Here is a 22,640-nt window from a genome sequence, read left to right as displayed (position 1 = left end):
GCGTCATCGGGTGCACCGTCCTAACGACTTTCCAGGAGGCTCATGCGCCCCCGAATAACCTCCGTTCCGCGAATTGCCTCCGTTCCGCCCCTCGCCCTGGCCGGCGGTGTGCTGACCCTCGGCGTCGGCGGTCTGTATCTCGCCGGGCTGCTGCTCACAGGCGGTGAGATCGAGGCGGGCACGACGGTGCGCGGTGTGGACATCGGGGACCTGAGCCGTGCAGAGGCCACCAGGAAGCTGGAGAAGCACTTGGCGGCGGCCGGCTCACATGAGCTGGCCGTGAAAGTCGGCGACCGCACGGGCGCGGTCGATCCGCAGCAGGCCGGACTCACCTTCGACGCTCAGCAGACCGTTGACCGGGCGACGCGCACCGGCAACGATCCCTTCAGCATGATCGGCGGACTTTTTCGTACGGGCGGTGACATCGAGCCGGTCGTACGCGTCGACGAGGACAAGGCCCGCGCCGTCCTCGGGAAACTGGCGAAGACACTCGACCAGAAGGTCCGCGACGGCGCGATCACCTTCGCGGACGGCCAAGCCGAGCAGGTCGCTCCGCGCAGCGGGTACGCGCTGGACGTGGATGCCGCGGTCGGCCCCCTGCGCACCTCCTTCCTGCGCGGCAAGGCCGACTCGGTCACGGTCCTGCCCGCCCGAGAGACCAAGCCGAAGGTCACCGCGGAGCAGGTGCGGCGAGCGATGCGCGGGTTCGCACAGCCGGCCATGTCGGCGCCCGTCACGCTCACCGCGGGCGGCAAACGGTTCACGATCAGCCCGGCCGTCCTGGGCGAGCACCTGACGATGCGGCCGGACGGCACCGGCAGGCTGACGCCGAAGCTCGACGCCGAGGGCCTGCGCGCCGCTCCCGCGGTGGCCGACCCCATCGCCGACATCACCGGCAAGGCCGAGAACGCCAGGCTGCGCCTCGACGGCGACAAGGTCGTAGTGGCCGACGACGCCAGGGCCGGCCTGGAGGTCACCGACAAGGCGCTGAGCAAGGCCGTGCTGCCGCTGCTCACCAAGTCGGGCACCGCCCGCACCGGCGAAGTGGCCACCCGCAGGACCCAGCCGGAGGTGACGCGCGAGAACGCGGCGCAGCTGGGACTGACGGAGAAGATGTCCTCCTTCACCGTCAACTTCGAACCGGCCGCCTACCGCACGAAGAACATCGGCCGGGCCGTGGAACTCATCAACGGCTCCGTCGTCCTGCCGGGCGAGACCTGGAGCTTCAACCGGACCGTCGGCGAACGCACCGAGGCCAACGGCTTCGTCGAGGGCATCATGATCCTCGACGACCAGTTCACCAAGGCGTCCGGCGGCGGTGTCTCCGCCGTGGCCACGACCGTCTTCAACGCGATGTTCTTCGCCGGGGTCGAGCCCGTGGAGTACGGCGCCCACTCCTTCTACATCGAGCGCTACCCCGAGGGCCGCGAGGCGACGGTCGCCTGGGGCAGCCTCGACCTCAGGTTCACCAACGACTCCGGCAACGCCATGTACATCCAGGCCGAGTCCACGGACACCTCCGTGACCGTCACTTTCCTCGGCACGAAGAAGTACGACGAGATCAAGTCGGTCAAGGGGCCACGCACCAGCGTGAAACAGCCGGCGCACAAGGTGAGCACCGACAAGGAATGCGTGCCGCAGACCCCGCTCGAGGGCTTCGACGTCACCGTGGAGCGGGTCTTCTACAACGACGGCCGGGAAGTGAACCGGGAACCGTTCCGCACCCGATACACCCCGCGGGACGAGATCACCTGCGAGTGAGCCCGAGATCCACGGCCGCCCCGACCTCACCGTGGCCCGGCGCATACGGGCAGTTCCCGGCCGGCCGGCGGCCGGCCCCAGCACGTATGCCGGACCTTACGGCCTCTGGTAGTCGAGTGCGGCGAGCCAGTTGTCCCGGCCTTGGCGGGTCAGGTCGAGGATGTGCCATACCGGGCTGAGCAAGTCGATGCCTCGCTGGTCGATGTCGTCGGACATCCGGGGGTGCGCCGAGTAGAAGTGGCGCACCGACCCGTTGTCGTCGCGGGTGAACACCGACACCGTCGAGTCCTGGTTGCCCTCGGCGTCCTCGCTGCCCAGGTCGTATTTGAAGGTGCTGGACCCGGCGCTGAGCAGACGCAGATTCGTCCACCTCCGGTTTCGGGCGTGTGCGCGGAGCGTGGACAGGTCGGCTGCGGCGACGATCGCGAGGTCGACGTTCTGCGCGATGTGGTGGGCCACTCCGTTGAACCCGTCGCACCACATCGTGCACATGGGGCACGGCTCGGTCTGCTTCTTGCCATACATGAGGTGGTAGACGACCAGGTCACGCCCGGGCCGAGTGAACAGTTCGCCCAGGCGCACAGTCTGCGCCGGCGCGTCACCAGCCTGCAGATCAGCAGGCCCCTCCTCGAACTCGTAGTCATCGACGACCGGGCCCAGTGGCAACCGGCGACGCAGGTCGGCGACGCGTTCACGATGGCGCATCAGCTCGATCTCGGCTTGCCGCAGTTCCTCGCGGGCGCCGACGTATTCGGCCGACTCGCCGGTGAGATTGGTTGGACGCATCGCTACTCCCGGCCTGGCTGCTGTCTGGTGGCCACCATCTGCTCTGGCACACCACCGTATGACCGACCACAGAGCTGTCAGACAGCGAAATGACCCGGACCTGGTCCGTGCACTCCTATGGATCAACCAAAATCCATAGGACAGCCCCGGGGCAGCGCTGCACCTGACGCACCCTCACCCTTCACCGGCGCACCGGACCGGGACCCTCGCGGCAGCCTCGGCGCCCTGGTACCAGCCTCGCCACGCGCGTACGGCGATTGCACCCCCGTGGTGGGCACACGTGACCTTCGCTGCCGCAAGGTCGATACTGCGGACAGTGGCACCCAGCCGGCCCACGTCGGCTCACCATCGCCAGAACCTGCTTCCGAGCGCCAGGAACCGCCCAGATCAACAACTGAGGTCACCCCCCTGACCAGCTAAAACGCAGGTCGGGGTCCGACTGCCAAGATCCCCAGGAGGCACCCGTGAAGATGCTCATCAACGTCCCGGAGACCGTCGTCGCCGATGCACTGCGGGGCCTGGCGGCGGCGCATCCCGAGCTGACCGTCGACGTGGAGAACCGGGTGATCGTACGGCGGGACGCGCCCGTCGCCGGGAAGGTGGCGCTCGTCTCCGGTGGCGGCTCGGGGCACGAGCCGCTGCACGGCGGGTTCGTCGGGCCCGGCATGCTGTCGGCGGCCTGCCCCGGGGAGGTCTTCACGTCGCCGGTGCCGGACCAGATGCTGCGGGCGGCGGCGGCCGTGGACAGCGGGGCCGGGGTGCTGTTCGTCGTGAAGAACTACACCGGTGACGTGCTCAATTTCGACATGGCGGCCGAGCTCGCCGAGGACGAGGGCATCCAGGTCGCCAAGGTGCTGGTCAACGACGACGTGGCGGTCACCGACAGCCTCTACACGGCCGGGCGGCGCGGGACGGGCGCGACGCTGTTCGTGGAGAAGATCGCCGGGGCCGCCGCCGAGGAGGGCCAGCCGCTGGAGCGGGTCGAGGCGATCGCCCGGCAGGTCAACGAGGCCTCCCGCAGCTTCGGCGTGGCGCTGAGCGCGTGCACGACACCCGCGAAGGGCACCCCCACCTTCGATCTGCCGCCCGGCGAGCTGGAGCTGGGCATCGGCATCCACGGGGAGCCCGGCCGGGAGCGGCGGGCGATGATGACCTCGCGGGAGATCGCCGACTTCGCGGTGCACGCCGTCCTGGAGGACCTCGCGCCGCGCAATCCCGTCCTGGTCCTGGTCAACGGCATGGGGGCGACACCGCTGCTGGAGCTGTACGGCTTCAACGCCGAGGTGCAGCGGGTGCTGGCCGAGCGCGGGGTCGCCGTCGCCCGCACCCTCGTCGGCAACTACGTCACCTCCCTCGACATGGCGGGTGCCTCGGTCACCCTCTGCCAGATCGACGAGGAACTGCTGCGACTGTGGGACGCGCCGGTGCGGACGCCGGGCCTGCGGTGGGGTGGGTGACGAGGCGGTCCAGGCGATCACCGTACCTACCACGCCGTACCTACCACGCAAGGAGATCCAGTGCTCGACGCCGACTTCTTCCGCCGTTGGATGACGGCGACCGCCGCATCCGTGGACCGCGAGGCGGAACGGCTCACGGCCCTCGACTCCCCCATCGGGGACGCCGACCACGGCAGCAATCTCCAGCGCGGGTTCACCGCAGTGATCGCGACGCTGGAGAAGGAGGCCCCGGACACGCCCGGCGCGATCCTGATGCTGGCCGGGCGGCAGCTCATCTCGACGGTCGGCGGTGCCTCCGGGCCGCTGTACGGCACGCTGCTGCGGCGGACCGGCAAGGCGCTCGGGGACGCGGCCGAGGTCGGCGAGGAACAGCTCGCCGAGGCGCTGCGGGCGGGCGTGGACGCGGTGATGCAGCTCGGTGGCGCCGCGCCCGGCGACAAGACGATGATCGATGCGCTGGTGCCGGCGGTGGACGCGCTCGGTGACTCCTTCGGCGCGGCACGGGCCGCCGCCGAGCAGGGCGCCCTGGCGACGACTCCGTTGCAGGCCCGCAAGGGCCGGGCGAGCTATCTCGGCGAGCGGAGCATCGGGCACCAGGACCCGGGCGCCACTTCGTCGGCGCTGCTCATCGCGGGGCTCGTGGAGGCCGCCGATGAGTGACGCGAAGCTGGTCGGGATCGTGCTGGTGTCGCACAGCGCGCAGGTGGCCGCGTCCGTTGCCGAGCTGGCGAAGGCGCTGTCGGGCGGCGGCACGGCGGTGCCCGTCGCCCCGGCCGGCGGCACCGAGGGCGGTGAGCTCGGTACCAGCGCGGAGCTGATCTCCGCCGCGGCCGCGTCCGTGGACCGCGGTGCCGGGGTCGCCGTCCTCGCCGACCTCGGCAGTGCCGTCCTCACCGTGAAGGCGCTCCTCGCCGAGGGCGACGAACTCCCCACCGGCGCCCGCCTGGTGGACGCGCCGTTCGTCGAGGGTGCCATCGCCGCGGTCGTCACAGCGGCCACCGGAGCCGACCTCGACGCGGTGGAGGCGGCGGCCGGGGAGGCGTACACGTACCGGAAGGTGTGACGCCCACGCCCACAGGGGGGCCAGTTCCCTCCTCCCCATCGACCGGCATGCCGGTCAGGTGATCCCCTCCGCCGCCAGCGCAACAGCCGAGCGCACGGCACCGGCCAGCTCGGTCTGCGCCGTGCGGCGGTCGGTGGCCGCGTCGGCGGTGCGCCAGGCATGGTGCTCGACCGCGGCGCGCAGGGCGGCGTTGAGCATCGCCGCCTGGATCGCCGGCCGCAGGTCGTCGGCGGGCAGCCCGGCCCGTTCGGCGAGGGCGCGGGCGAAGGCCGGCTCGGCCTCATCGTAGGTCTGGAGCCACACCGCGCGCAGGCCCGGCTCCGTCCGGGTCAGGCGTACCAGCGCCCCCAGCGTGGCGCCTTCGGTCCCGGTCACCCGTTCCTGCCCGGTGCTGAACGCCCGCTCCAGGGCCGCCACGAGGGGCTGCCCGGGCCGCCAGTCGCGCAGGCATGCGGCGATCAGGTCGATGCCGGCCGAGAACAGGGGACGTACGCAGTTCTCCTTGCTCGGGAAGTACCGCCACACGGTTCGCGCCGAGACGCCGACGGCCTGCCCGATCTGCTCGCCGGTGGTCGCGGTGACCCCCTGACGCACGAACAGATCGACCGCCGCCCGGGCGATCTCCAGCCGGATCTCGGCCTTGCGTTCCTCGGTCAGGGGCGGTCGGCCCGTCCGTCCGCGGGCTGCAGTCATCTGTTCCTCCGGCGCCGGTGTTCGGTCCTCCGGAATTCTCCACCACGATTTTATGTCACTCACAGACAATAAGTCGTACGGTGGACCGCACCGGGCCCGGCGCCCCTCCCCTCACCCCTTAGGAGCACACCCATGACCACTGGACTGGACGGCCGCAGCGTCATCGTCACCGGAGCGGGCTCGGGCATCGGGCGCGCCGCCGCCCTGGCCTTCGCCGGGGAAGGGGCCCGGGTCGTGGTGGCGGACCTCGACGCCGAGGGCGCGGACACCACCGTCAAGGAGATCGAGCAGGCGGGCGGCACGGCCGTCGCCGTCACGGGCGACCTGAGCGAGCAGGCCGTGGTGGACCGGGTCGCGCAGACCACGGTCGAGCGCTTCGGCGGGGTGGACGTCCTGGTGAACAACGCCGGGATCATGGACCGGATGTCGGCACTCGCGGACGTCGGCGACGCGGAGTGGGAGCGGGTCATACGGGTCAACCTCACCGCGCCCTTCCTGCTCACCCGGGCTGTGCTGCCGCACATGCTCGCGGCCGGCCGGGGCGCGATCGTCAACACCGCCTCCGAGGCCGGTCTGCGGGGCAGCGCCGCGGGTGCCGCGTACACGGCGTCCAAGCACGGGGTGGTGGGCCTGACGAAGTCCCTCGCCGTGATGTACCGCAAGCAGGGCATCCGGGCGAACGCCATCGCGCCGGGCGGCACGCAGACCGGCATCGTCGTGGAGGCCGAGGCCGACGCCCACGGGCCCGCGGCTCTGGGCCCGCACTTCGTCAACGTCGGCCGTCTGGCCCAGCCCGAGGAGCAGGCCGCCGCGATCGTGTTCCTCGCCTCGGACGCGGCGAGCAACATCAACGGGGCGATCCTGCCCGTCGACGACGGCTGGTCGGCCGTCTGACGGCGGATCAGGATCCCCCGACGAACTGGCGCGCCAGCCGCTCCCCTTCCGAGACTGCGGCCTCGTGGCTCTCGATGGGTGAGGCCTGGGAGTCCTTGAAGACGATGTAGGTGACACCGGAGTCCGTGCCGCCGGCCCGCGGGTCGGGCGGGATACCGAGCGCCGCGGCGGTGGCGTACGACGCCTCGCCGATGATGTCGGCCGGCCCGGTGTCACCGACGACCGCGTACTGCACCTGGTCGCGGTAGACGACGGCGACCACCGATCCGCCGCGTACGCCGTGGTCGCGGTAGTTCCAGATGTCGCTCGGCATGGGCACGACGACGTAGGGCAGGCGCTCGGCGTCCAAGTAGCGTCCGTCGGACTGCTGGAAGGCCGTACTGGGGAGGAAGTACGGGTCGGTGGCGCTGTTGCAGTGGATGCCGGGGCGGCCGTCGCAGTCGATGTCCATGTCCGCCTTCCAGAAGACGGCATCGTGTGTGCCGCAGACGGGGACGGTGGCCGCGGTGTCGCGGTCGGTGCGGTAGCGGCCGTTCGAAACGGGGGTGCAGTCCCTCACCTTGGCCAGCAGGTCGGCGGCCGTCACGGTGCCTTCGTGCGGCACGGTCGTCCGCTGGTGCCGTATGGCGAAGTCCGGATCGGGATGGACGGGGGTGGACACGGTCGTGGCGAGCAGGGCGGCGCCTGCCGCGGCGAGCGTGAAGTGCTGGACACGCACGATAAGAGACTCTCTGCTGGGGGACACTGAGGGACATTCGGCCCCAATCTGCTGCCGATGCGATCACACTGCCACCCGAAGAGGCCGGAAATGGCGCGCGCGCCCCGAACTGTCCACCAGGGGCCGGGCGCCCGAGCCGGTGTCGGCTCCGGCCGCCCGGCCGCCCGTGCCGGCGCGGGATCAGCGACGACAGCGGTCCGCGCCATCGGCATGAACTCCCCGATCCTCAGGGAGAGTTCAGCCGCGAGAAACTTCAGCATACGTAACCGCGCGGCCTGCCCGGCACCCGCCGCCCTCTTGATGTGATCGCACCAGCCGCGCCATATTGGTCCGGACCAGTGCCGTCACTCCGTCAGCGGAGGCCCAGAGGTGCGACGCGTCCCCGTTCCCGCTGCCCTCGTCTGCGGCACGCTGCTGCTGGTCTCCGCCTGCGGCGCGGGCGGCACAGGAGCGGCCGACGACGGCAGGCTGCCCGGGGCGCCGACGGGGGTGACCGCCACGGCAGGGAGCGCGACGAGCGTCCATGTGATGTGGAACGCGGTGTCCTCCGGCATCAGCGCCTACGAGGTGTACCGGAACGCCACCAAGGTCAAGGAGGTGCCCGGCTCCGCGCACATGGCCGACGTCACCCGCCTCACCCCGTCGACGGCATACGTCTTCACCGTGCGGGCGCGCGACACGGACGGGCGGCTCGGGCCGCCCAGCCGGGGGGTCCGGGCCACCACACCCGCCGTCGGCCCGGTCGACCGCTCGGCCCCGTCGCGGCCCGGCGCGGCGCAGGGACGGGCCGTCGGCAACCGGGCCGTCCAGTTGTCGTGGGCCGCCTCGACGGACGATCGTGGAGTGGCCTCGTACGACATCCATCAGGGCGCCACGAAGATCCACAGCGTGAGCGGGGCGCAGACCGCGACCATGGTGACCGGGCTCAGACCCGGCACCCGCTACTCCTTCACCGTGCGCGCGCGGGACGCAGCCGGCCGTGTCTCGTCCGCGAGCCGGGTCGTCCGGCTCACCACCGCACCGGGCACGGACGACGGGCGCGGCACTGCGCCCACCGGGTTCCGGGCGACGACCCGGCGCGCCGACGGGGCGTACCACATCGACCTGTCCTGGGTGCCGCCCGAGGCCGACGGGGTGATCACGGAGTACCAGGTCCACCTCGACGGCCGTCCGGCCACCTCCCTCGTCTGGGGCGGGACGGCGCCGCGCGACCGGGCGACGTACAGCTTCTACCTGGGCCGGGAGACCGGGGTGACCCATCGGGTGCGAATCCGGGCCAGGCTCCCGGACGGCACCTGGGGCGGCTTCTCGGCGGAACGGACGGTCACGACGGGCGCTGCCGCAAGGCCGTGAGCCACCCGTCTGAGCCGGATGGTGGATTACGTCACCTGCACGGGGGATGCCCGCATGCGGGGCGGGCCGGGGCCACGTTGGCTGCCACTGAGGCAGCACGGGCGTTTCCCGACCCCAGGCGGCGCAAGGGATGTACCGCCAACCGTGCCGCCGGAGGACAGTCCCATGCCTACTTCTCAGCCACTTCTCCGCTCCGGGCTGACCGCAGCCGCCGCCGCACTGCCACTGGCCCTGGCCGCCGGACCGGCCGTCGCGGTCAACGGGATCTCGGTGAGCACGGCCGGCTCGACGGTCTCGGTGACGACCAGCGCGTGCACCCAGATCAACGGCAGCTGGGGCACCGCCTCGCTCCTCAACAGCAACCAGGCGACCTTCGCCGAGGGCCGCCAGGTGTCGCTGTCGGGCTCGAGCGGTCTGCAGTCCGCGGCCTGGTCGAACGTCAGCCCCGGTACGTACACCGTCATCGTCATGTGCTCGAACAACAACACCGCCGGCACCCAGTCCGTCATCGTCTCCTCCGGCTCCACGCCCACGATCTCGACGACGTCCTCGCCGTCGCGCGGTGTGGTCGGCGGGGTCGGCGGCTCGACCAGGGACTACGGCACCATCACCTTGGTGGCGGGCGGGGCGCTGGTGGGCACCGGTGTCATCGCAGCGGCCTGGTTCCTGCGCCGCCGCTCGAAGCCCTACCGGCTCTGAACCGGCTCTGAGGCTCGTCCGCGCTCACTTCGCGTCGCGGCCCGGCAGTTCGGCGAACTCCGCCAGTGCGTGCTCGAGCCATTGCGTCCAGAAGGTCTCCAGGTCGATGCCCGCCCGCAGCACGAGGTGCTGGAGCCGATCCTGGGCGCTGTCCTTGCCGGGCGGGAAGTCGCGCTGCTCGATCTTCTCGTACTCGGCCAACTGCTGCCGGTGCAGGTCGAGATGGCGGCGCAGATCGGCTTCCAGCCCTGCGGTGCCGACCATGGCCGCGGCGCGCAGCCGCAGCAGCAGTGTGTCGCGGTGCGGCTTGGGGTCCTGCGCGGCGGCGGTCCAGCGGGCCAGTTCGGCGCGGCCCGCGGGCAGAACCTCGTAACTCTTCTTCTGCCCGCGGACCGGCTGCTCGGCCGGCAGGGCCCGGATCAGGCCTTCGGCCTCCAGTTTTCCCAGCTCGCGATAGATCTGCTGATGCGTCGCCGACCAGAAGTAGCCGATCGACCTGTCGAACCGGCGGGTCAGCTCCAGCCCCGAGGACGGCTTTTCGAGCAGGGCGGTGAGAATCGCGTGCGGGAGTGACATGGGGGTCATCCTAGGGACGCCCCCGGGACCTACAGCGTGGCCGCCAGCTCGGTGCCCTGCTTGATGGCGCGCTTGGCGTCCAGTTCGGCGGCCACGTCGGCACCGCCGATGAGGTGCACACTGCGACCTGCCGCGAGCAGCTCCTCGTAGAGGTCCCGCCGCGGCTCCTGACCGGTGCACAGCACGATGGTGTCGACCTCCAGCACGGTGCTGGTGTCGCCGACGGTGATGTGCAGACCGGCGTCGTCGATGCGGTCGTAGCGCACGCCCGGGACCATGCTGACGCCGCGGTGCTTGAGCTCGGTGCGGTGGATCCAGCCGGTGGTCTTGCCCAGGCCCGCGCCGACCTTGGTGGTCTTGCGCTGGAGCAGGTGGACGGTGCGCGGCGGCGCGGGCCGCTCGGGGGCGGCGAGGCCGCCGGGCCCGTCATAGGTCATGTCGACGCCCCAGTGGCGGAAGTACGTCGCCGGGTCCTCGTGCGCCTTGTCGCCGCCGTCGGTGAGGAACTCGGCGACGTCGAAGCCGATGCCGCCCGCGCCGAGGATCGCGACGCGCTCGCCGACGGGGGCGCCGTCGCGCAGCACGTCGAGGTAGCCGACGACACTCGGGTGGTCGACGCCGGGGATGTCCGGGGTGCGCGGGGTGACGCCGGTGGCGACGACGACCTCCTCGTACTCGGCGAGATCGTCGGAGGTCACCCGCGTGTTCAGCCGTACGGCCACGCCGTGCGCGTCGAGCTGGTGGCGGAAGTAGCGCAGCGTCTCGTCGAACTCCTGCTTGCCGGGGACCCTGCGGGCGACGTTGAGCTGCCCGCCGATCTCGCTCCCCGCGTCGTACAGCATGACGTCGTGGCCGCGTTCGGCCGCGCTCACGGCACAGGCGAGCCCGGCGGGGCCGGCGCCGACGACGGCCACGCGCTTGCGCCGCCTGGTCGGGGAGAGCACCAGCTCGGTCTCGTGGCAGGCGCGCGGGTTGACCAGACAGGAGGTGATCTGCCCGCTGAAGGTGTGGTCGAGGCAGGCCTGGTTGCAGCCGATGCAGGTGTTGATGGCCTCGGGGCGGCCGGCCGCCGCCTTGGCGACGAAGTCGGGGTCGGCGAGCATCGGGCGGGCCATCGACACCATGTCGGCACAGCCGTCGGCGAGCAACTCCTCGGCGAGCTCGGGGGTGTTGATGCGGTTGGTGGTCACGAGCGGGACCGCCACCTCGCCCATCAACCGCTTGGTGACCCAGGTGTACGCGCCGCGCGGCACGGAGGTGGCGATGGTCGGGATCCGTGCCTCGTGCCAGCCGATGCCGGTGTTGATGATGGTCGCTCCGGCGGCCTCGACGGCCTTCGCGAGGGTGATCACCTCGTCGAGGGTGGAGCCGCCGGGCACGAGGTCCAGCATGGACAGCCGGTAGATGACGATGAAGTCCTCGCCGACCGCCTCGCGCACCCGCCGGACGATCTCGACCGGGAAGCGCATGCGGTTCTCGTACGAGCCGCCCCAGCGGTCGGTGCGGTGGTTGGTCTGCGCGGCGATGAACTCGTTGATGAGGTAGCCCTCGGAGCCCATGATCTCGACGCCGTCGTAGCCGGCCTGCCGGGCGAGGCGGGCGGCGCGGGCGTAGTCGTCGATGGTCCGCTCGACGTCGTCGTCGGTGAGCTCACGGGGCGGGAAGGGGCTGATCGGGGCCTGTACGGGGCTGGGTGCGACGAGGTTCTGGTGGTAGGCGTACCGCCCGAAGTGCAGGATCTGCATCGCGATCCGGCCGCCCTCGCGGTGGACGGCCTCGGTGATGCCCCGATGCTGCTCGGCCTCCGCGTCGGTGGTGAGCTTGGCGCCGCCCTCGTACGGCCGTCCGTCATCGTTGGGTGCGATACCGCCGGTGACGATCAGGCCCACTCCCCCGCGCGCCCGGGCGGCGTAGAACTCCGCCATGCGCTCGAAGCCGCGCTCGGCCTCCTCCAGGCCGACGTGCATGGAGCCCATCAGGACGCGGTTGGGCAGGGTGGTGAAGCCCAGGTCGAGCGGGCTCAGCAGATGCGGGTAACGGCTCATGGCCCCTCCGTGCGCGGTGTCGTGCCCGTAGTTGTAGAGCACCGCGCACGGTTTATGCAACTAGTTGCACAACAAGGGAGAGCCAGGTCACCTGCTTTCCAGCCGTACGTGCAGTTCCCGCTCCTGGTCGCCGGAGGCCGTGCAGAGGTCGCGCACCGTGAACAGGTCGTTCAGGGTGGTGCGGAAGCGGTCGATGGCCCAGTAGCCACCCTGCACGTCGGCCTCCACGGAGGACGTGAGCCGGCCGGCCGGGCGGGCGCCCTCGTGCGGTTCGGCGACGTCGAACGTGCCCAGCCACACCGTCGGCCGGGTCTGGTGCCACTCCTGCGGCACGTCGTCGGAGCACCGGTCCGAGGCGAAGCACGCGCACAGCGTGTCGAACACGATCCGGGCGTCCTCCTTGCTGCATCCGCTGATCTCCACCGAGACGGACTCCGGGTGCAGTCGCTCACTGTCCATCCTGATCGCTCCTCTCGTGGCCGCGCTGCGGTACCGCAGCGAGTTCCCCCGCGACACCGCGCCGCACTCCAAGAAAACCACCACATTCCGGGACGCACAGCCCCGAGAGGAGCGTCGCTCGGTCCGACGGGTCAGCTCTTCGTGAAGCGGTACGTCACGCTGTCCGTCAGGATGCAGAAGCCCGGCGACAGGACGATCACGCGCAGAGTGCCGGTGCGGCGGTCGTAGTCGATGCCCTCCGTCTCGAACGTGCCCGAGCAGCCGCTGCGCAAGGGGAGCTGCCGCAGGGCCGTGACATGGCCGGTCACGTCGGCCGTGCCGTTCGGCTCGGCCGACAGGTCGATCTGGAGCAGCGGCTTGGTCATGCCGAAGAGCGTGCCGGCCGGGTCGTCCGAGGAGCACAGCAGGCGAGTGGCGCTCACGAAGTCGCAGCCCTGCACGTCACGCACGGCGTGGTCGAGGTGGACGGTGGAGGCCTGCGGGAGGTTCGCCGCCGGGGAGGTGCCCGGGTTGACGCCCGGGGTCGGGAAGACCAGCAGACGGTTCATGGTGCCCCACTCGCCCGCGAGCATCCACTGTCCGCCCGGTGAGACGGCGACCCAGGAGTTGTTCAGCGCCTCCCCGGCACTGAGCGTGTGCACGTACTCCGACCAGGTGCCGCCGGGGGCCTGCACCCGGAACATCTTCGTGGTGCCCGAGTCCCGCTGGTACGGCTCGATGTAGAAGCCCCCGTAGGAGGCGTCGGGGTCGCCGACGTGGTTCCAGCCGCGGCTGCCGACACCGGCGGGGATCGTGCCGATTCCCGTGTAGCGGTTGGGGCTTCCGGCCGGGACCTCGACGGAGGTCAGACCCTGGCTCTCGGTCAGCGGATCGGCGCGGTCGGAGCCGGCCTCGGTCCAGGTGTCGGCGGCCGTGGCGGACGGGGCGGCGGACAGGACGGCGGCGGTGGCGAGAGCGAAGGCGGCGAGGCCGGTCAGGGCGGCATGACAACGTTGCCGGGTGCGCAGGGGCATGGTCGGCTCCTCGATCGGGGGGTGGGGGCGCGCTCGGCGCATCAGTGTGGCCCGATCAGGTAGTCATGTACAGACCAATGGAGAAACGCGAGCTGTCGGCTCGGCGACCGCTCCCTGGCGCTTCGCCGGACGACAACGGTCGTGTTGAGGGATGGTGGAGAAGGGCCGTCGTGGCGTAAGAGAGATGGTTGAGCGCGGTACAACGAGCAAGTCGGCACGGGGGACCGCGTGCCGGGAGGATGGCGAAGGCGGTGCGTGCGATGGGTGCAACCGGGCCTCCCGTGGCCGACGGGACAGAACCGGGCCGCGGGTCGTTGGGGCCCAGCGGCCTGCTCGACGTGCTGGGCGTGGCCTCGGTGGTACTCGACGCCGAGGGCCGGATCGCGCTGTGGAGCCCCCAGGCGGAGGAACTGTTCGGTTACCCGGCGCAGGAGGCGCTCGGCCGGTACGCGGCCCGGGTGATGGTGCACGAGCAGCACGTCGGCCTGGTCAAGAAGCTGTTCGCCGATGTGATGGCCACCGGCCAGGGCTGGGCCGGGGCCTTCCCCATCCGGCGCAAGGACGGCACCACCCGGCTGGTGGAGTTCCGCAACATGCGGCTGCTCGACGACCGGGGGCATGTGTACGCCCTGGGGCTCGCCGCCGACCAGACGACCGTGCGCAGCCTGGAGCAGGACGTGGCGCTGTCGACGCGGATGATCTCGCAGTCGCCGATCGGGCTGGCCGTCCTGGACACCCGTCTGCGGTACGTGACCGTCAACCCGGCGCTGGAGCGGATCAACGGCGTCCCCGCCGAGGAGCACACCGGCCGGACGATGCGTGAGGTGCTGCCCCTCGTCGAGATCGACACCCTGGAGTCCGCGGCCCGCCGGGTCCTGGAGACCGGCCGGCCGCTCGTCGATCACTCCACCGTCGGCCGCACCCCGGCCGACCCGGACGAGGACCATGCCTGGTCGGTGTCGCTGTACCGGCTGGAGGACTCGCTCGGCACGGTGCTGGGCGTGGCCCTGTCGATCGAGGACGTCACCGAGAAGTACCGGGCGGGCCTCGAGGCGGAGTCCGCGCGACGGCGCCTGGCGCTCATCGCCGACGCATCCGCCCGGATCGGCACCACGCTGGACCTGGACCGCACCGCCCGGGAACTCGCCGACGTCGCCGTGCCGGAACTCGCCGACATCGCGGCCGTGGACCTGCTCGACGCGGTGGTGGGCGGCCGCCGCCGCAACCTCGGCCCCGCCGAGCCGGCGGTGATCCGCGCCCTGGCCGTCAAGGCGAACGACGCACCGGACGCCCTGCGTGCGGCCGACCCGCCCGGGCAGCCGGCCCGCTACGGTCCCGACCGCCTCGTCACGGAGTGCGTGCGCACGAGCCGGCCCGTCATGGTGGCGCAGGTCAAGGACGAGGACCTGCCCCGCATCGCCCGCTCCCCGGAGGCGGCGGCGCTGCTGGCCCGCGCCGGCGTCCACTCGTACCTGGCCGTCCCGCTCATCGCGCGCGGCGAGGTGCTGGGCGCCCTCGACCTCAAACGCACCGGCAATCCGCTGCCCTTCACCGAGGACGACCTCCTGCTCGCCCGTGAGCTGGCCTCCCGCGCGGCCGTGCAGATCGACAACGCCCGCTGGTACCAGAACGCCCGCGACACCGCCCTGATGCTCCAGCGCAGCCTGCTGCCCAGCCACCCGTCCGTCACCGGCGGCCTCGAGGTCGCCTCTCGCTACCAGCCCGCCGGCGCCACCACCGAGGTCGGCGGCGACTGGTTCGACGTCATTCCCCTGGACGGCGGCAAGACCGCCCTCGTCGTGGGCGACGTGATGGGCAGCGGTATCACCGCCGCGGCGACGATGGGCCGGCTGCGGACCGCCACCAACACGCTGGCCTCGCTGGACCTCGATCCGGCACGGCTGCTGGAACACCTCGACCGGATCACCGAGGGCCTGGACCACTCCATCGCCACCTGCCTCTACGCCGTCCACGACCCCCGGCTGCACCAGTGCCGGATCGCCAACGCCGGCCATCTGCCGCCCGCCCGCATCCGCGTCGGCTCACGCCCGGAGCTGCTCGACCTGCCGACCGGGGCGCCGCTCGGCGTGGGCGGTGTCGAGTTCTCCACCACCGTCTTCGACCTCGGCCCCGGCGACGAACTCGTCCTCTACACCGACGGTCTCGTCGAGACCCGCCGGCACTCCCTGGACGAACGCCTCGCCACCATGCTCGGCCTCCTCGACGACCCGACCCGCCCCCTGGAGGAGGTCTGCGACCTGCTCGTCCGCACACTTCACCACCCCGACAACCACGACGACGTGGCCGTACTCATCGCCCGCGCACAGCCGGGGAACTGACGCCGACCGCTCGTCAACTCCAGCTCGGCGACGGCCCGTGCGGGCCCCCGTACGCCACGGGCCGGCCCGTGGCGGCGTCCAGCAGGACGCGATCGCCGACCGGCCGGTCCAGTGTCACGGCCACTTCCCTGCCGAGCAGTTGTGCGGTGCAGGGACCGTCCGTTCCCCCGGCGACGGAGCCGGACAGCACCACGCTGCCGTCCGTCTCCAGCACATGGACGACCGGGCCGTCGTCGCAGGCGCCGTGGTTGCCGATCACGGTGACGGACCGGCCGTCGCCGGCCACCTCGACCAGGCTGCGCAGCTCCCACAGTTCGCCGCTGGGCGACCCCGCGGCCGGCCCGACCGGCGGCCTGGGGAGCTTCGACGGGCCGACGGCGACGCTCCTGAGCGGGCTGTCGTAGCCCTCCAGGGTGAACAGCCAGGCCGGGACGGTCGCCGGGCCACGGCTGGTGGCCAGCGTCATCTCGCCCAACCGCGCCCCGGTCACGGTGAGGTGCGGTCCGTCATTGCCGCCGCCGGCGAACCTCTCGTACGCCTCCCGCGCCCCCAGCAGAGGCCGCGTCAGCGAGCCGCCGCTCTTCCACGTCACCCGCCCGCTGCGCTCCGACGCGACAGGAAGGCGGCCGCGCAGGACGAAGTTCTGGGTCGCGTAGGCATGTTCGTCGGCCTTGTCATGGAAGCCACCCTCGGGCAACTCGACCGCCTCGCCCATCGGGTGATAACCGGCGCGCCACGCCTCGGCGGCCTTCGACCCGTCCCAGGCGCCGGCCACCCGGCGGGCGCGGGCCGCGGCCCCGGGAGCCTGCCCGGTGGCGCGCACCTTGTTTCCCGAACCGCCGGACTGTTCGCTTCCGCAGCCCGCGAGGACGCCGGTGCCTGCCATGAACAGGGCGACTGTGGCGAGCAGTTGCACCGTGCGGGTGGTCCTGGTGGGACTGGTCTTCCTACGCATGGGCCTTCCCCGGGGAGGAGATGCGGACTCTGGGGGGTGCGGGCCGGAGACCGCACCGTTCCTGTGACGCCCGAGCCCCGTGCCGGGTTCACACGGGACGTTCCCTGCAGCCGACAGGGACTCCGACCCCGATCACGACGTGCGCGTACAGCTCATCGGAGACGGCGAGTCGGGTGGTCAGGCCGGCACGGGTGAAGGCGTCGACGGCCGAGGGGGCCTGGCGCTCGCTCGTCTCGATCAGCAGGCAGCCGCCGGGCGCGAGCCACCGGACCGCCCTGGCGGCGACCCGGCGCAGCACCTCGAGTCCGTCGGAGCCCCCGTCGAGGGCGACCAGCGGCTCGTGGTCGCGGGCCTCGGCCGGCAGCAGGCCGACCTCGTCGGTGGGGACGTAGGGCACGTTGGCGGCGAGGATGTCGACGCGGCCTCGCAGCTCGCCGGGAAGGGCCTCGAACAGGTCGCCCTCATGGACCCGGCCGCCGTGACCGGCGATGTTGCGGCGGGCGCAGCGCACCGCGGCCGGGTCGATGTCGGCGGCGTGCAGTTCGACCCCGCCGAGAGCGGCGGCGAGGGCGGCGCCCACCGCGCCCGAGCCGCAGCACAGGTCGACGACGACGGCCGCGTCCGGAGCCTGGGCGACGGCCTGGTCGACGAGGAACTCGGTACGGCGGCGGGGCACGAAGACGCCGGGTTCGACGGCGATCCGCAGCCCCTTGAACTCGGCCCAGCCCAGGACGAGTTCAAGGGGCAGTCCGGCACGGCGGCGGTCCACCATGGCGGCGGCCTCGGCCGGGGTGCGGGCGGCGCCGAGGATCAGCTCCGCCTCGTCCTCGGCGAAGACGCAGCCCGCGGCACGCAGCGCGGCGACGACGGAGGAACGGGAGGGGCGGGACGGCGAAGCGGAAGGAGGAGCGGGCATGAAGCCGAGAGCCTTTCGGAAGCCGAAGGGCGCTCTCACGGTCACCTAGAACCGGTGATCCGCGCTGTCGTGGGAGAAGAGCACCCGACCTGACACAGCGGTAATGGGTCTCACCTCCTCGGCCTCGCAACGGCCGGGACCACCCGCAGCCGGACGGCCACCCTACCCGAAGGGCCGGACGCTCACCGCGTACGGTGGTCCGCGTACGCACCGATCACGCTCTACGGCGGGCCGCCGCGCCGGCGGCCTGGAGGCACCACCCGCATGAACGTCACCCGAGGCTTCACCGGGCGCCCGCGCGTCGACAACCCGGGGCTGCCGCCCGGGCAGTACGACGCGGGCGACGACTGGCCCGTCCTGTCCGCCGAGGTCACACCCGACCTCACGCCCGCCGACTGGACCTTCCGCATCGACGGTCTCGTCGAGGAGCCGCTCACCTGGGACTGGGGTGCGGCACACGCGCTGCCGACGTCGGTGTACGAGGGCGACATCCACTGCGTGACCAGCTGGTCGAAGTTCGGGGTGCGGTTCGGGGGTGTGTCCCTGGACGCGTTCCTGGAGCAGGTGCGGCCGCTGCCGTCCGCCACCCACGCGGTGGCGTACGCGCACACCGGGTACACCACGAACCTCCCGCTCGCCGACCTCACCGGCTCACGTGCCTGGATCGCATGGGAGTACGACGGCCGGCCGCTCACGCCCGAGCACGGCGGTCCGGCGCGGCTGCTCGTGCCGCACCTGTACTTCTGGAAGAGCGCCAAGTGGATCGCGGGCCTGCGGCTGCTCGACCACGACGAGCCCGGCTTCTGGGAGCAGAACGGCTACCACGCGCGCGGCAACCCCTGGGAGGAGCAGCGGTACTCCGGTGACTGAGATCTTCACTCCCCCGACCCGGTTCGCCGTCCCCGGCCGCATCGCCGTCGGCGACGGGACCGCGAACCGCTGGCAGACCGCCACGCTCACCGAGATCCGCCGCGAGACCCCGCGTGCCGCCACCTTCCGGTTCGCGGTGCCCGCCTGGGCGGGGCACCTGCCGGGTCAGCACCTGATGCTGCGGCTGACCGCCGCGGACGGCTACACGGCCCAGCGCCACTACTCGATCGCGTCCGCGCCGGACGACTCGGGGCACATCGAGCTGACCTTGGACCATGTCGACGGCGGTGAGGTCTCCGGCTGGTTCCACGCCGAGGCCCGGCCGGGCGACCGGGTCGAGGTGCGCGGTCCGCTGAGCGGCTTCTTCGCCTGGCCGGGCGACCGGGCGGCGCTGCTGATCGGCGCGGGCTCCGGGGTCGTACCGCTGATGTCGATGGTGCGCCACCACCGGGCACGGGACCTCTCCGTGCCGCTGCGGCTGCTGGTGTCCGCGCGCGGTCCCGAGCAGCTCATCTACGCGGCGGAGTACGGCCCGGAGACGACGCCCGTGTTCACGCGGAGCGCCCCGCCGGGTCTGCTCGTGGGACGCCTGACGGCCGCCCATGTAGCGCCGCTCCTGGCCGAGCGGCCTCCCGGTGGGTGGGAGGCCTATGTGTGCGGCTCCAACGCCTTCGCCGAGCATGCCTCGCGTCTGCTCGTCGCGGCCGGCCAGCCGGTGGACCGTATCCGGATCGAACGCTTCGGCTGAGCCCCGGCACCCCGGCTCGTCCCGCACGGCGGCCGTTCGTCGTGATCGAAGTCCCCTGGACGGGGTACGAGATTCATGTGGCACTCGCACGCATACGTGGCGGCCCGAGGGAGCGAGGGTACGGCTCCCGGGGCCTGCGGTGACGGCGAGGAGGCGGGCATGGGAACCCGGGTGCGCGGCTGGCGCTGGCGGCGTAATCCGCTGCGACGCCGGTCGGACGTCGTCGAGGCGTGGACGGCGCTGGCCGTCGCCGTCCTGCTGTTGCTGGGCGCTCCACTGGCCGGGGCGGTCGCGGCCTGGTGGGCCCACGACGAGGCACGGTCGACCGCGGTGGCCCAGCGGGCCGAGCGCAGGCATGTCCGTGCCGAGGTTCTGGGCAGGAGCCCCGCCGGTGTGCCCGCCCTGCAGGGCGGCCGGGAGTACACGTACCGGGCGACCGTGCGGTGGACGGAGCCGGGCGACGGTCCCCGCACGGCCTCCGCGCAGGTCCCGGCGGGCACGCGGCCCGGGGAGAGGGTCGACGTGTGGTTCGACGGGCGGGGCCTCAGTGTGCCGCCGCCACCGGACGACGCGACGGTCTGGCAGCACACCTTCGCCCTCGGCATCTGCGCCACGGCCGGCGCGGTCGGCGTGGTGCTCCTCGGCCGTGCGGTCGTACGCCGGGTGGCCACCGGTCACCGGATGGCCGAGTGGGAGCGCGAGTGGGCCCGTACGGAGCCGGAGTGGACCGGACGGCGGGCCTGACCGGGCGTTCATGAGTGCTCCGACCACCAGGCGGTCTGTCTCCTCTTCCCCGTCCATGCCCCGGTCGAGGACGAGAAGACCTGGCGAGTGGTCCGACCACCCGCGTACGGTGTGATCATCAACGTCCTCTTCACCCAAGGCGGTCCTACATGGCGCTGTTCGACCTCCCCCTCGACGAACTCCGCGAGTACCACAGCTCCTCCACCGAGCCCGAGGACTTCGACGCCTTCTGGTCCAAGACCCTGCAGGAGGCGCGCGAGTACGACCTGGACGCCCGGTTCGAACCGGTCGACACGGGACTGTCGACGGTGACGGTGTACGACGTGACCTTCGCCGGATTCGGCGGGCACCCGGTGAAGGGGTGGCTGACCCTGCCCGCCGCGGCTCAGGAACCACTGCCGCTGGTCGTGGAGTTCATCGGCTACGGGGGCGGCCGCGGCCTGCCGCACGAGCACCTGCTGTGGGCGTCCACGGGCCGCGCGCACTTCGTGATGGACACCCGCGGCCAGGGCAGCGCCTGGGGCGGCGGGGGCGGCACCCCCGATCCGGTCGGCGGCGCGCCCGCGTACCCCGGTTTCATGACCCGCGGCATCGACGCGCCGGAGAACTACTACTACCGCCGGGTGTTCACGGACGCGGTGCGCGCCGTCGACGCGGCCCGCTCGCATCCGCTCACCGATGCGGCCCGGACCGTGGCGCTCGGCGCCAGCCAGGGCGGCGGGATCACCATCGCCGTCGGCGGTCTGGTCCCCGACCTGGTCGCGGTCGCGCCGGACGTGCCGTTCCTGTGCGACTACCCGCGGGCGGCGACGCTGACGGACCGTCATCCGTACCGCGAGATCGGCCTGTACCTCAAGACCCACCGCGGCCGCGGCGAGGACGCCCTGCGCACGCTCTCCTACTTCGACGGCGTGCACTTCGCCGCCCGCGGCCGGGCCCCCGCGCTGTTCTCGGCGGCGCTGGAGGACCAGACCTGCCCGCCGTCCACCGTCTTCGCCGCCTTCAACGCCTGGGCGCACAAGGACAAGGCGATCGAGGTGTACGAGTTCAACGACCACGAGGGCGGCGGCCCGTACCAGGAGGCCGCCAAGGTGCGCTGGCTGCGGTCCTACGCCTGAGCGGAACTCCACTTCCCTCCGGTCCGACCAGTCGGTACGTTCAGGGAGCCCGGGCCGCAGGGCCGCGGACCGGGCTTCCGACGGACGACGGAGGGGCCATGCCCGAGCGCACACCAGACATCCACGGTCACTGCGACACCCGCTTCGCCGCGGTGCGGACGGCGTTCGAGGAGAACTTCCGGGAGCGCGGCGAGCTCGGCGCCGCGGTCGCCGTCTCGGTCGGCGGCGTGACCGTGGTCGACCTGTGGGGCGGCTGGGCCGACGCGGCCCGCACCCGGGCCTGGGAACGCGACACGCTGGTCAACGTCTGGTCGACGTCCAAGGGTCCGGTGGCGCTGTGCGCGCACATCCTCGCCGACCGGGGCCTGCTCGATCTCGACGCCCCGGTGGCCGCGTACTGGCCGGAGTTCGCCGCGGCCGGCAAGAAGAAGATCCTCGTACGGCATCTGCTGTCGCACCGCGCCGGACTCTCCGGCCCGCGCGAGCCGCACACCTTCGCCGATCTGTGCGACTGGGAGGTGACGACGGGCCGGCTGGCGGCGATGGAGCCGTGGTGGGAACCGGGAACGCGGTCCGGGTACCACGCGCTGACGTACGGCCACCTGGTCGGCGAGGTCGTCCGGCGGGTGTCGGGGCTGCTGCCGGGCGCGTTCCTGGAGCGTGAGGTGACCGGGCCGCTCGGGCTCGACTTCACCATCGGCCTGCCGGAGAAGGAGGCCGGGCGGGCGGCGGAGCTGGTGCATCCGCGGGTCGCGCCGAGCAGCGAACAGGCGGCGATCTTCAGCCAGTTGGCACCCGCCGCGATTGCCGCGCTGACCAATCCCGCGGTGGGCGCGGCCGAGGCCAACACGCCCGAGTGGCGGGCCGCCGAGATCCCCGCCGCGAACGGCCACGGCACCGCGCGGGCCGTCGCCGCCCTGTACGGGATCTTCTCGGGCCGGGGTACGTACGACGGCCACCGAATCCTGTCCCCCGAGGCGGCCGAGCGGGTGCGCGAGGGTCAGGGCGCCTGCCGGGACCTGGTGCTGGGTGCCGGGTTCGAGGGGGAGACGGAGGCCGGGCTGGGACTGTGGCTGAGCGGGCCGCACGGCTCGTACGGGCCCGATCCGCGGGCCTTCGGGCACGACGGTTTCGGCGGGTCCTGCGGGCTGGCGGATCCGGAGGCGGGGGTGTCGCTGGGCTACGTGATGAACCGCATGGGGCCGCACATCGCGAACGACCCACGCAAGATGGCGCTGGTCGACGCCTTGTACAGCGCCCTGTGACAGCCGCGTGACCCGTACTGTTCCGGTCGAACCGCCGGACCGGCCTTCCCTGAGTTCACTCTTCCGGCGGCGGTCCGAGACCGGGCCCCCGGCCGGGCAGGTCCCGCCGCCGCTCCAGCGGGGTCACGCCGGGGTTCGAGGCCGACGTGAAGATCACGGCCTGTCTCC

General features: G+C 72.1%; 22 protein-coding genes. 13 read left to right on the top strand and 9 right to left on the bottom strand.

Annotation, left to right across the window (positions count from 1 at the left end):
- Positions 1 to 42: 42 nt before the first annotated feature.
- Positions 43 to 1,761 (top strand): VanW family protein, encoded by a 1,719-nt coding sequence (locus StrepF001_RS08460; RefSeq protein ID WP_129797680.1) that lies wholly within the window; start codon positions 43 to 45, stop codon positions 1,759 to 1,761.
- 96 nt (positions 1,762 to 1,857) lie between these two features.
- On the opposite strand, the gene StrepF001_RS08455 is transcribed toward StrepF001_RS08460, so the two are convergent.
- Positions 1,858 to 2,547: a DUF899 family protein gene (locus StrepF001_RS08455; RefSeq protein ID WP_129797679.1), complete on the bottom strand. Its 690-nt coding sequence runs from the start codon at positions 2,545 to 2,547 to the stop codon at positions 1,858 to 1,860.
- Positions 2,548 to 3,011: 464 nt separating this feature from the next.
- Here StrepF001_RS08455 and dhaK point away from each other — a divergent pair, with 464 nt between their 5' ends.
- Genes dhaK through StrepF001_RS08440 form a run of 3 tightly spaced genes read left to right on the top strand, consistent with a single transcriptional unit; the run spans position 3,012 to position 5,067 of the window.
- On the top strand, positions 3,012 to 4,004 hold the full coding sequence (gene dhaK, locus StrepF001_RS08450; RefSeq protein WP_129797678.1) for a dihydroxyacetone kinase subunit DhaK: 993 nt from the start codon (positions 3,012 to 3,014) through the stop codon (positions 4,002 to 4,004).
- A gap of 60 nt (positions 4,005 to 4,064) precedes the next feature.
- The gene (dhaL, locus tag StrepF001_RS08445) at positions 4,065 to 4,664 is read left to right on the top strand and encodes a dihydroxyacetone kinase subunit DhaL (protein WP_129797677.1); all 600 of its coding nucleotides are present in this window, start codon (positions 4,065 to 4,067) and stop codon (positions 4,662 to 4,664) included.
- The gene (locus StrepF001_RS08440) at positions 4,657 to 5,067 is read left to right on the top strand and encodes a PTS fructose transporter subunit IIA (RefSeq protein ID WP_129797676.1); all 411 of its coding nucleotides are present in this window, start codon (positions 4,657 to 4,659) and stop codon (positions 5,065 to 5,067) included. The genes dhaL and StrepF001_RS08440 overlap by 8 nt, the downstream gene beginning before the upstream one ends.
- Before the next feature lie 54 nt (positions 5,068 to 5,121).
- On the opposite strand, the gene StrepF001_RS08435 is transcribed toward StrepF001_RS08440, so the two are convergent.
- Entirely contained in the window at positions 5,122 to 5,760 is a 639-nt protein-coding gene (locus tag StrepF001_RS08435; protein ID WP_129797675.1) for a TetR/AcrR family transcriptional regulator, read from the bottom strand.
- Between the two features lie 132 nt (positions 5,761 to 5,892).
- Here StrepF001_RS08435 and StrepF001_RS08430 point away from each other — a divergent pair, with 132 nt between their 5' ends.
- Positions 5,893 to 6,654 carry a glucose 1-dehydrogenase gene (locus StrepF001_RS08430; RefSeq protein ID WP_129797674.1) on the top strand — a complete coding sequence of 254 codons (762 nt, stop codon included), beginning with the start codon at positions 5,893 to 5,895 and terminating at the stop codon, positions 6,652 to 6,654.
- 7 nt (positions 6,655 to 6,661) lie between these two features.
- Here the strand turns inward: StrepF001_RS08430 and StrepF001_RS08425 are convergent, their stop codons facing one another.
- Positions 6,662 to 7,372 carry a glycoside hydrolase family 75 protein gene (locus tag StrepF001_RS08425; RefSeq protein ID WP_129797673.1) on the bottom strand — a complete coding sequence of 237 codons (711 nt, stop codon included), beginning with the start codon at positions 7,370 to 7,372 and terminating at the stop codon, positions 6,662 to 6,664.
- A 369-nt stretch (positions 7,373 to 7,741) separates the two neighbouring features.
- Here StrepF001_RS08425 and StrepF001_RS08420 point away from each other — a divergent pair, with 369 nt between their 5' ends.
- Complete coding sequence (locus tag StrepF001_RS08420; RefSeq protein ID WP_129797672.1) at positions 7,742 to 8,725, top strand: fibronectin type III domain-containing protein; 984 nt, start codon at positions 7,742 to 7,744, stop codon at positions 8,723 to 8,725.
- Between the two features lie 165 nt (positions 8,726 to 8,890).
- On the top strand, positions 8,891 to 9,424 hold the full coding sequence (locus tag StrepF001_RS08415) for a hypothetical protein (RefSeq protein WP_129797671.1): 534 nt from the start codon (positions 8,891 to 8,893) through the stop codon (positions 9,422 to 9,424).
- A 24-nt stretch (positions 9,425 to 9,448) separates the two neighbouring features.
- Here StrepF001_RS08415 and StrepF001_RS08410 read toward each other — a convergent pair whose 3' ends face one another.
- The 4 genes from StrepF001_RS08410 to StrepF001_RS08395 all read right to left on the bottom strand — a co-directional run bounded on the left by StrepF001_RS08410 (position 9,449) and on the right by StrepF001_RS08395 (position 13,517).
- Positions 9,449 to 10,000 (bottom strand): PadR family transcriptional regulator, encoded by a 552-nt coding sequence (locus StrepF001_RS08410; RefSeq protein WP_129797670.1) that lies wholly within the window; start codon positions 9,998 to 10,000, stop codon positions 9,449 to 9,451.
- A 29-nt stretch (positions 10,001 to 10,029) separates the two neighbouring features.
- The gene (locus StrepF001_RS08405; protein WP_129797669.1) at positions 10,030 to 12,045 is read right to left on the bottom strand and encodes an NADPH-dependent 2,4-dienoyl-CoA reductase; all 2,016 of its coding nucleotides are present in this window, start codon (positions 12,043 to 12,045) and stop codon (positions 10,030 to 10,032) included.
- 87 nt (positions 12,046 to 12,132) lie between these two features.
- Entirely contained in the window at positions 12,133 to 12,504 is a 372-nt protein-coding gene (locus StrepF001_RS08400) for a hypothetical protein (protein WP_129797668.1), read from the bottom strand.
- Between the two features lie 131 nt (positions 12,505 to 12,635).
- On the bottom strand, positions 12,636 to 13,517 hold the full coding sequence (locus StrepF001_RS08395; RefSeq protein WP_129797667.1) for a hypothetical protein: 882 nt from the start codon (positions 13,515 to 13,517) through the stop codon (positions 12,636 to 12,638).
- A gap of 260 nt (positions 13,518 to 13,777) precedes the next feature.
- On the opposite strand from StrepF001_RS08395, the gene StrepF001_RS08390 reads away from it, so the two are divergent.
- Positions 13,778 to 15,856, top strand: a complete 2,079-nt coding sequence (locus tag StrepF001_RS08390; RefSeq protein WP_129797666.1) for a SpoIIE family protein phosphatase — start codon at positions 13,778 to 13,780, stop codon at positions 15,854 to 15,856.
- Between the two features lie 13 nt (positions 15,857 to 15,869).
- On the opposite strand, the gene StrepF001_RS08385 is transcribed toward StrepF001_RS08390, so the two are convergent.
- Together StrepF001_RS08385 and StrepF001_RS08380 are read right to left on the bottom strand one after the other, a co-directional pair.
- Entirely contained in the window at positions 15,870 to 16,811 is a 942-nt protein-coding gene (locus StrepF001_RS08385; protein ID WP_206306796.1) for a hypothetical protein, read from the bottom strand.
- Positions 16,812 to 16,899: 88 nt separating this feature from the next.
- The gene (locus tag StrepF001_RS08380) at positions 16,900 to 17,727 is read right to left on the bottom strand and encodes a putative protein N(5)-glutamine methyltransferase (RefSeq protein WP_129797665.1); all 828 of its coding nucleotides are present in this window, start codon (positions 17,725 to 17,727) and stop codon (positions 16,900 to 16,902) included.
- 264 nt (positions 17,728 to 17,991) lie between these two features.
- Between StrepF001_RS08380 and StrepF001_RS08375 the strand changes: the two genes are divergently transcribed.
- The 5 genes from StrepF001_RS08375 (at position 17,992) to StrepF001_RS08355 (ending at position 22,472) form a co-directional block, all read left to right on the top strand.
- Complete coding sequence (locus StrepF001_RS08375) at positions 17,992 to 18,597, top strand: sulfite oxidase-like oxidoreductase (protein ID WP_129797664.1); 606 nt, start codon at positions 17,992 to 17,994, stop codon at positions 18,595 to 18,597.
- Positions 18,590 to 19,345, top strand: a complete 756-nt coding sequence (locus StrepF001_RS08370; RefSeq protein WP_129797663.1) for a ferredoxin reductase — start codon at positions 18,590 to 18,592, stop codon at positions 19,343 to 19,345. Before StrepF001_RS08375 ends, StrepF001_RS08370 begins: the two co-directional genes overlap by 8 nt.
- A 159-nt stretch (positions 19,346 to 19,504) precedes the next feature.
- The gene (locus tag StrepF001_RS08365) at positions 19,505 to 20,089 is read left to right on the top strand and encodes a hypothetical protein (RefSeq protein ID WP_165396199.1); all 585 of its coding nucleotides are present in this window, start codon (positions 19,505 to 19,507) and stop codon (positions 20,087 to 20,089) included.
- 149 nt (positions 20,090 to 20,238) lie between these two features.
- Entirely contained in the window at positions 20,239 to 21,207 is a 969-nt protein-coding gene (locus StrepF001_RS08360) for an acetylxylan esterase (RefSeq protein ID WP_129797662.1), read from the top strand.
- 98 nt (positions 21,208 to 21,305) lie between these two features.
- The gene (locus StrepF001_RS08355; RefSeq protein ID WP_129797661.1) at positions 21,306 to 22,472 is read left to right on the top strand and encodes a serine hydrolase domain-containing protein; all 1,167 of its coding nucleotides are present in this window, start codon (positions 21,306 to 21,308) and stop codon (positions 22,470 to 22,472) included.
- The last annotated feature ends 168 nt before the right edge of the window (positions 22,473 to 22,640 follow it).

This window comes from Streptomyces sp. F001, from assembly GCF_004187715.1.
Lineage (GTDB): Bacteria > Actinomycetota > Actinomycetes > Streptomycetales > Streptomycetaceae > Streptomyces > Streptomyces flavusporus.
Note: the sequence above shows the minus strand (reverse complement) of the source record. Positions and strands in the feature narration are given on the sequence as shown.

Excerpts from the sequence above, each read along its gene's own strand:
- StrepF001_RS08460 (WP_129797680.1), top strand. The coding sequence starts at position 43 with ATGCGCCCCCGAATAACCTCCGTTCCGCGAATTGCCTCCGTTCCGCCC.
- StrepF001_RS08455 (WP_129797679.1), bottom strand. The coding sequence starts at position 2,547 with ATGCGTCCAACCAATCTCACCGGCGAGTCGGCCGAATACGTCGGCGCC.
- StrepF001_RS08440 (WP_129797676.1), top strand. The coding sequence starts at position 4,657 with ATGAGTGACGCGAAGCTGGTCGGGATCGTGCTGGTGTCGCACAGCGCG.
- StrepF001_RS08435 (WP_129797675.1), bottom strand. The coding sequence starts at position 5,760 with ATGACTGCAGCCCGCGGACGGACGGGCCGACCGCCCCTGACCGAGGAA.
- StrepF001_RS08430 (WP_129797674.1), top strand. The coding sequence starts at position 5,893 with ATGACCACTGGACTGGACGGCCGCAGCGTCATCGTCACCGGAGCGGGC.
- StrepF001_RS08415 (WP_129797671.1), top strand. The coding sequence starts at position 8,891 with ATGCCTACTTCTCAGCCACTTCTCCGCTCCGGGCTGACCGCAGCCGCC.
- StrepF001_RS08410 (WP_129797670.1), bottom strand. The coding sequence starts at position 10,000 with ATGTCACTCCCGCACGCGATTCTCACCGCCCTGCTCGAAAAGCCGTCC.
- StrepF001_RS08405 (WP_129797669.1), bottom strand. The coding sequence starts at position 12,045 with ATGAGCCGTTACCCGCATCTGCTGAGCCCGCTCGACCTGGGCTTCACC.
- StrepF001_RS08400 (WP_129797668.1), bottom strand. The coding sequence starts at position 12,504 with ATGGACAGTGAGCGACTGCACCCGGAGTCCGTCTCGGTGGAGATCAGC.
- StrepF001_RS08395 (WP_129797667.1), bottom strand. The coding sequence starts at position 13,517 with ATGCCCCTGCGCACCCGGCAACGTTGTCATGCCGCCCTGACCGGCCTC.
- StrepF001_RS08390 (WP_129797666.1), top strand. The coding sequence starts at position 13,778 with ATGGGTGCAACCGGGCCTCCCGTGGCCGACGGGACAGAACCGGGCCGC.
- StrepF001_RS08385 (WP_206306796.1), bottom strand. The coding sequence starts at position 16,811 with ATGCGTAGGAAGACCAGTCCCACCAGGACCACCCGCACGGTGCAACTG.
- StrepF001_RS08380 (WP_129797665.1), bottom strand. The coding sequence starts at position 17,727 with ATGCCCGCTCCTCCTTCCGCTTCGCCGTCCCGCCCCTCCCGTTCCTCC.
- StrepF001_RS08375 (WP_129797664.1), top strand. The coding sequence starts at position 17,992 with ATGAACGTCACCCGAGGCTTCACCGGGCGCCCGCGCGTCGACAACCCG.
- StrepF001_RS08365 (WP_165396199.1), top strand. The coding sequence starts at position 19,505 with ATGGGAACCCGGGTGCGCGGCTGGCGCTGGCGGCGTAATCCGCTGCGA.
- StrepF001_RS08360 (WP_129797662.1), top strand. The coding sequence starts at position 20,239 with ATGGCGCTGTTCGACCTCCCCCTCGACGAACTCCGCGAGTACCACAGC.
- StrepF001_RS08355 (WP_129797661.1), top strand. The coding sequence starts at position 21,306 with ATGCCCGAGCGCACACCAGACATCCACGGTCACTGCGACACCCGCTTC.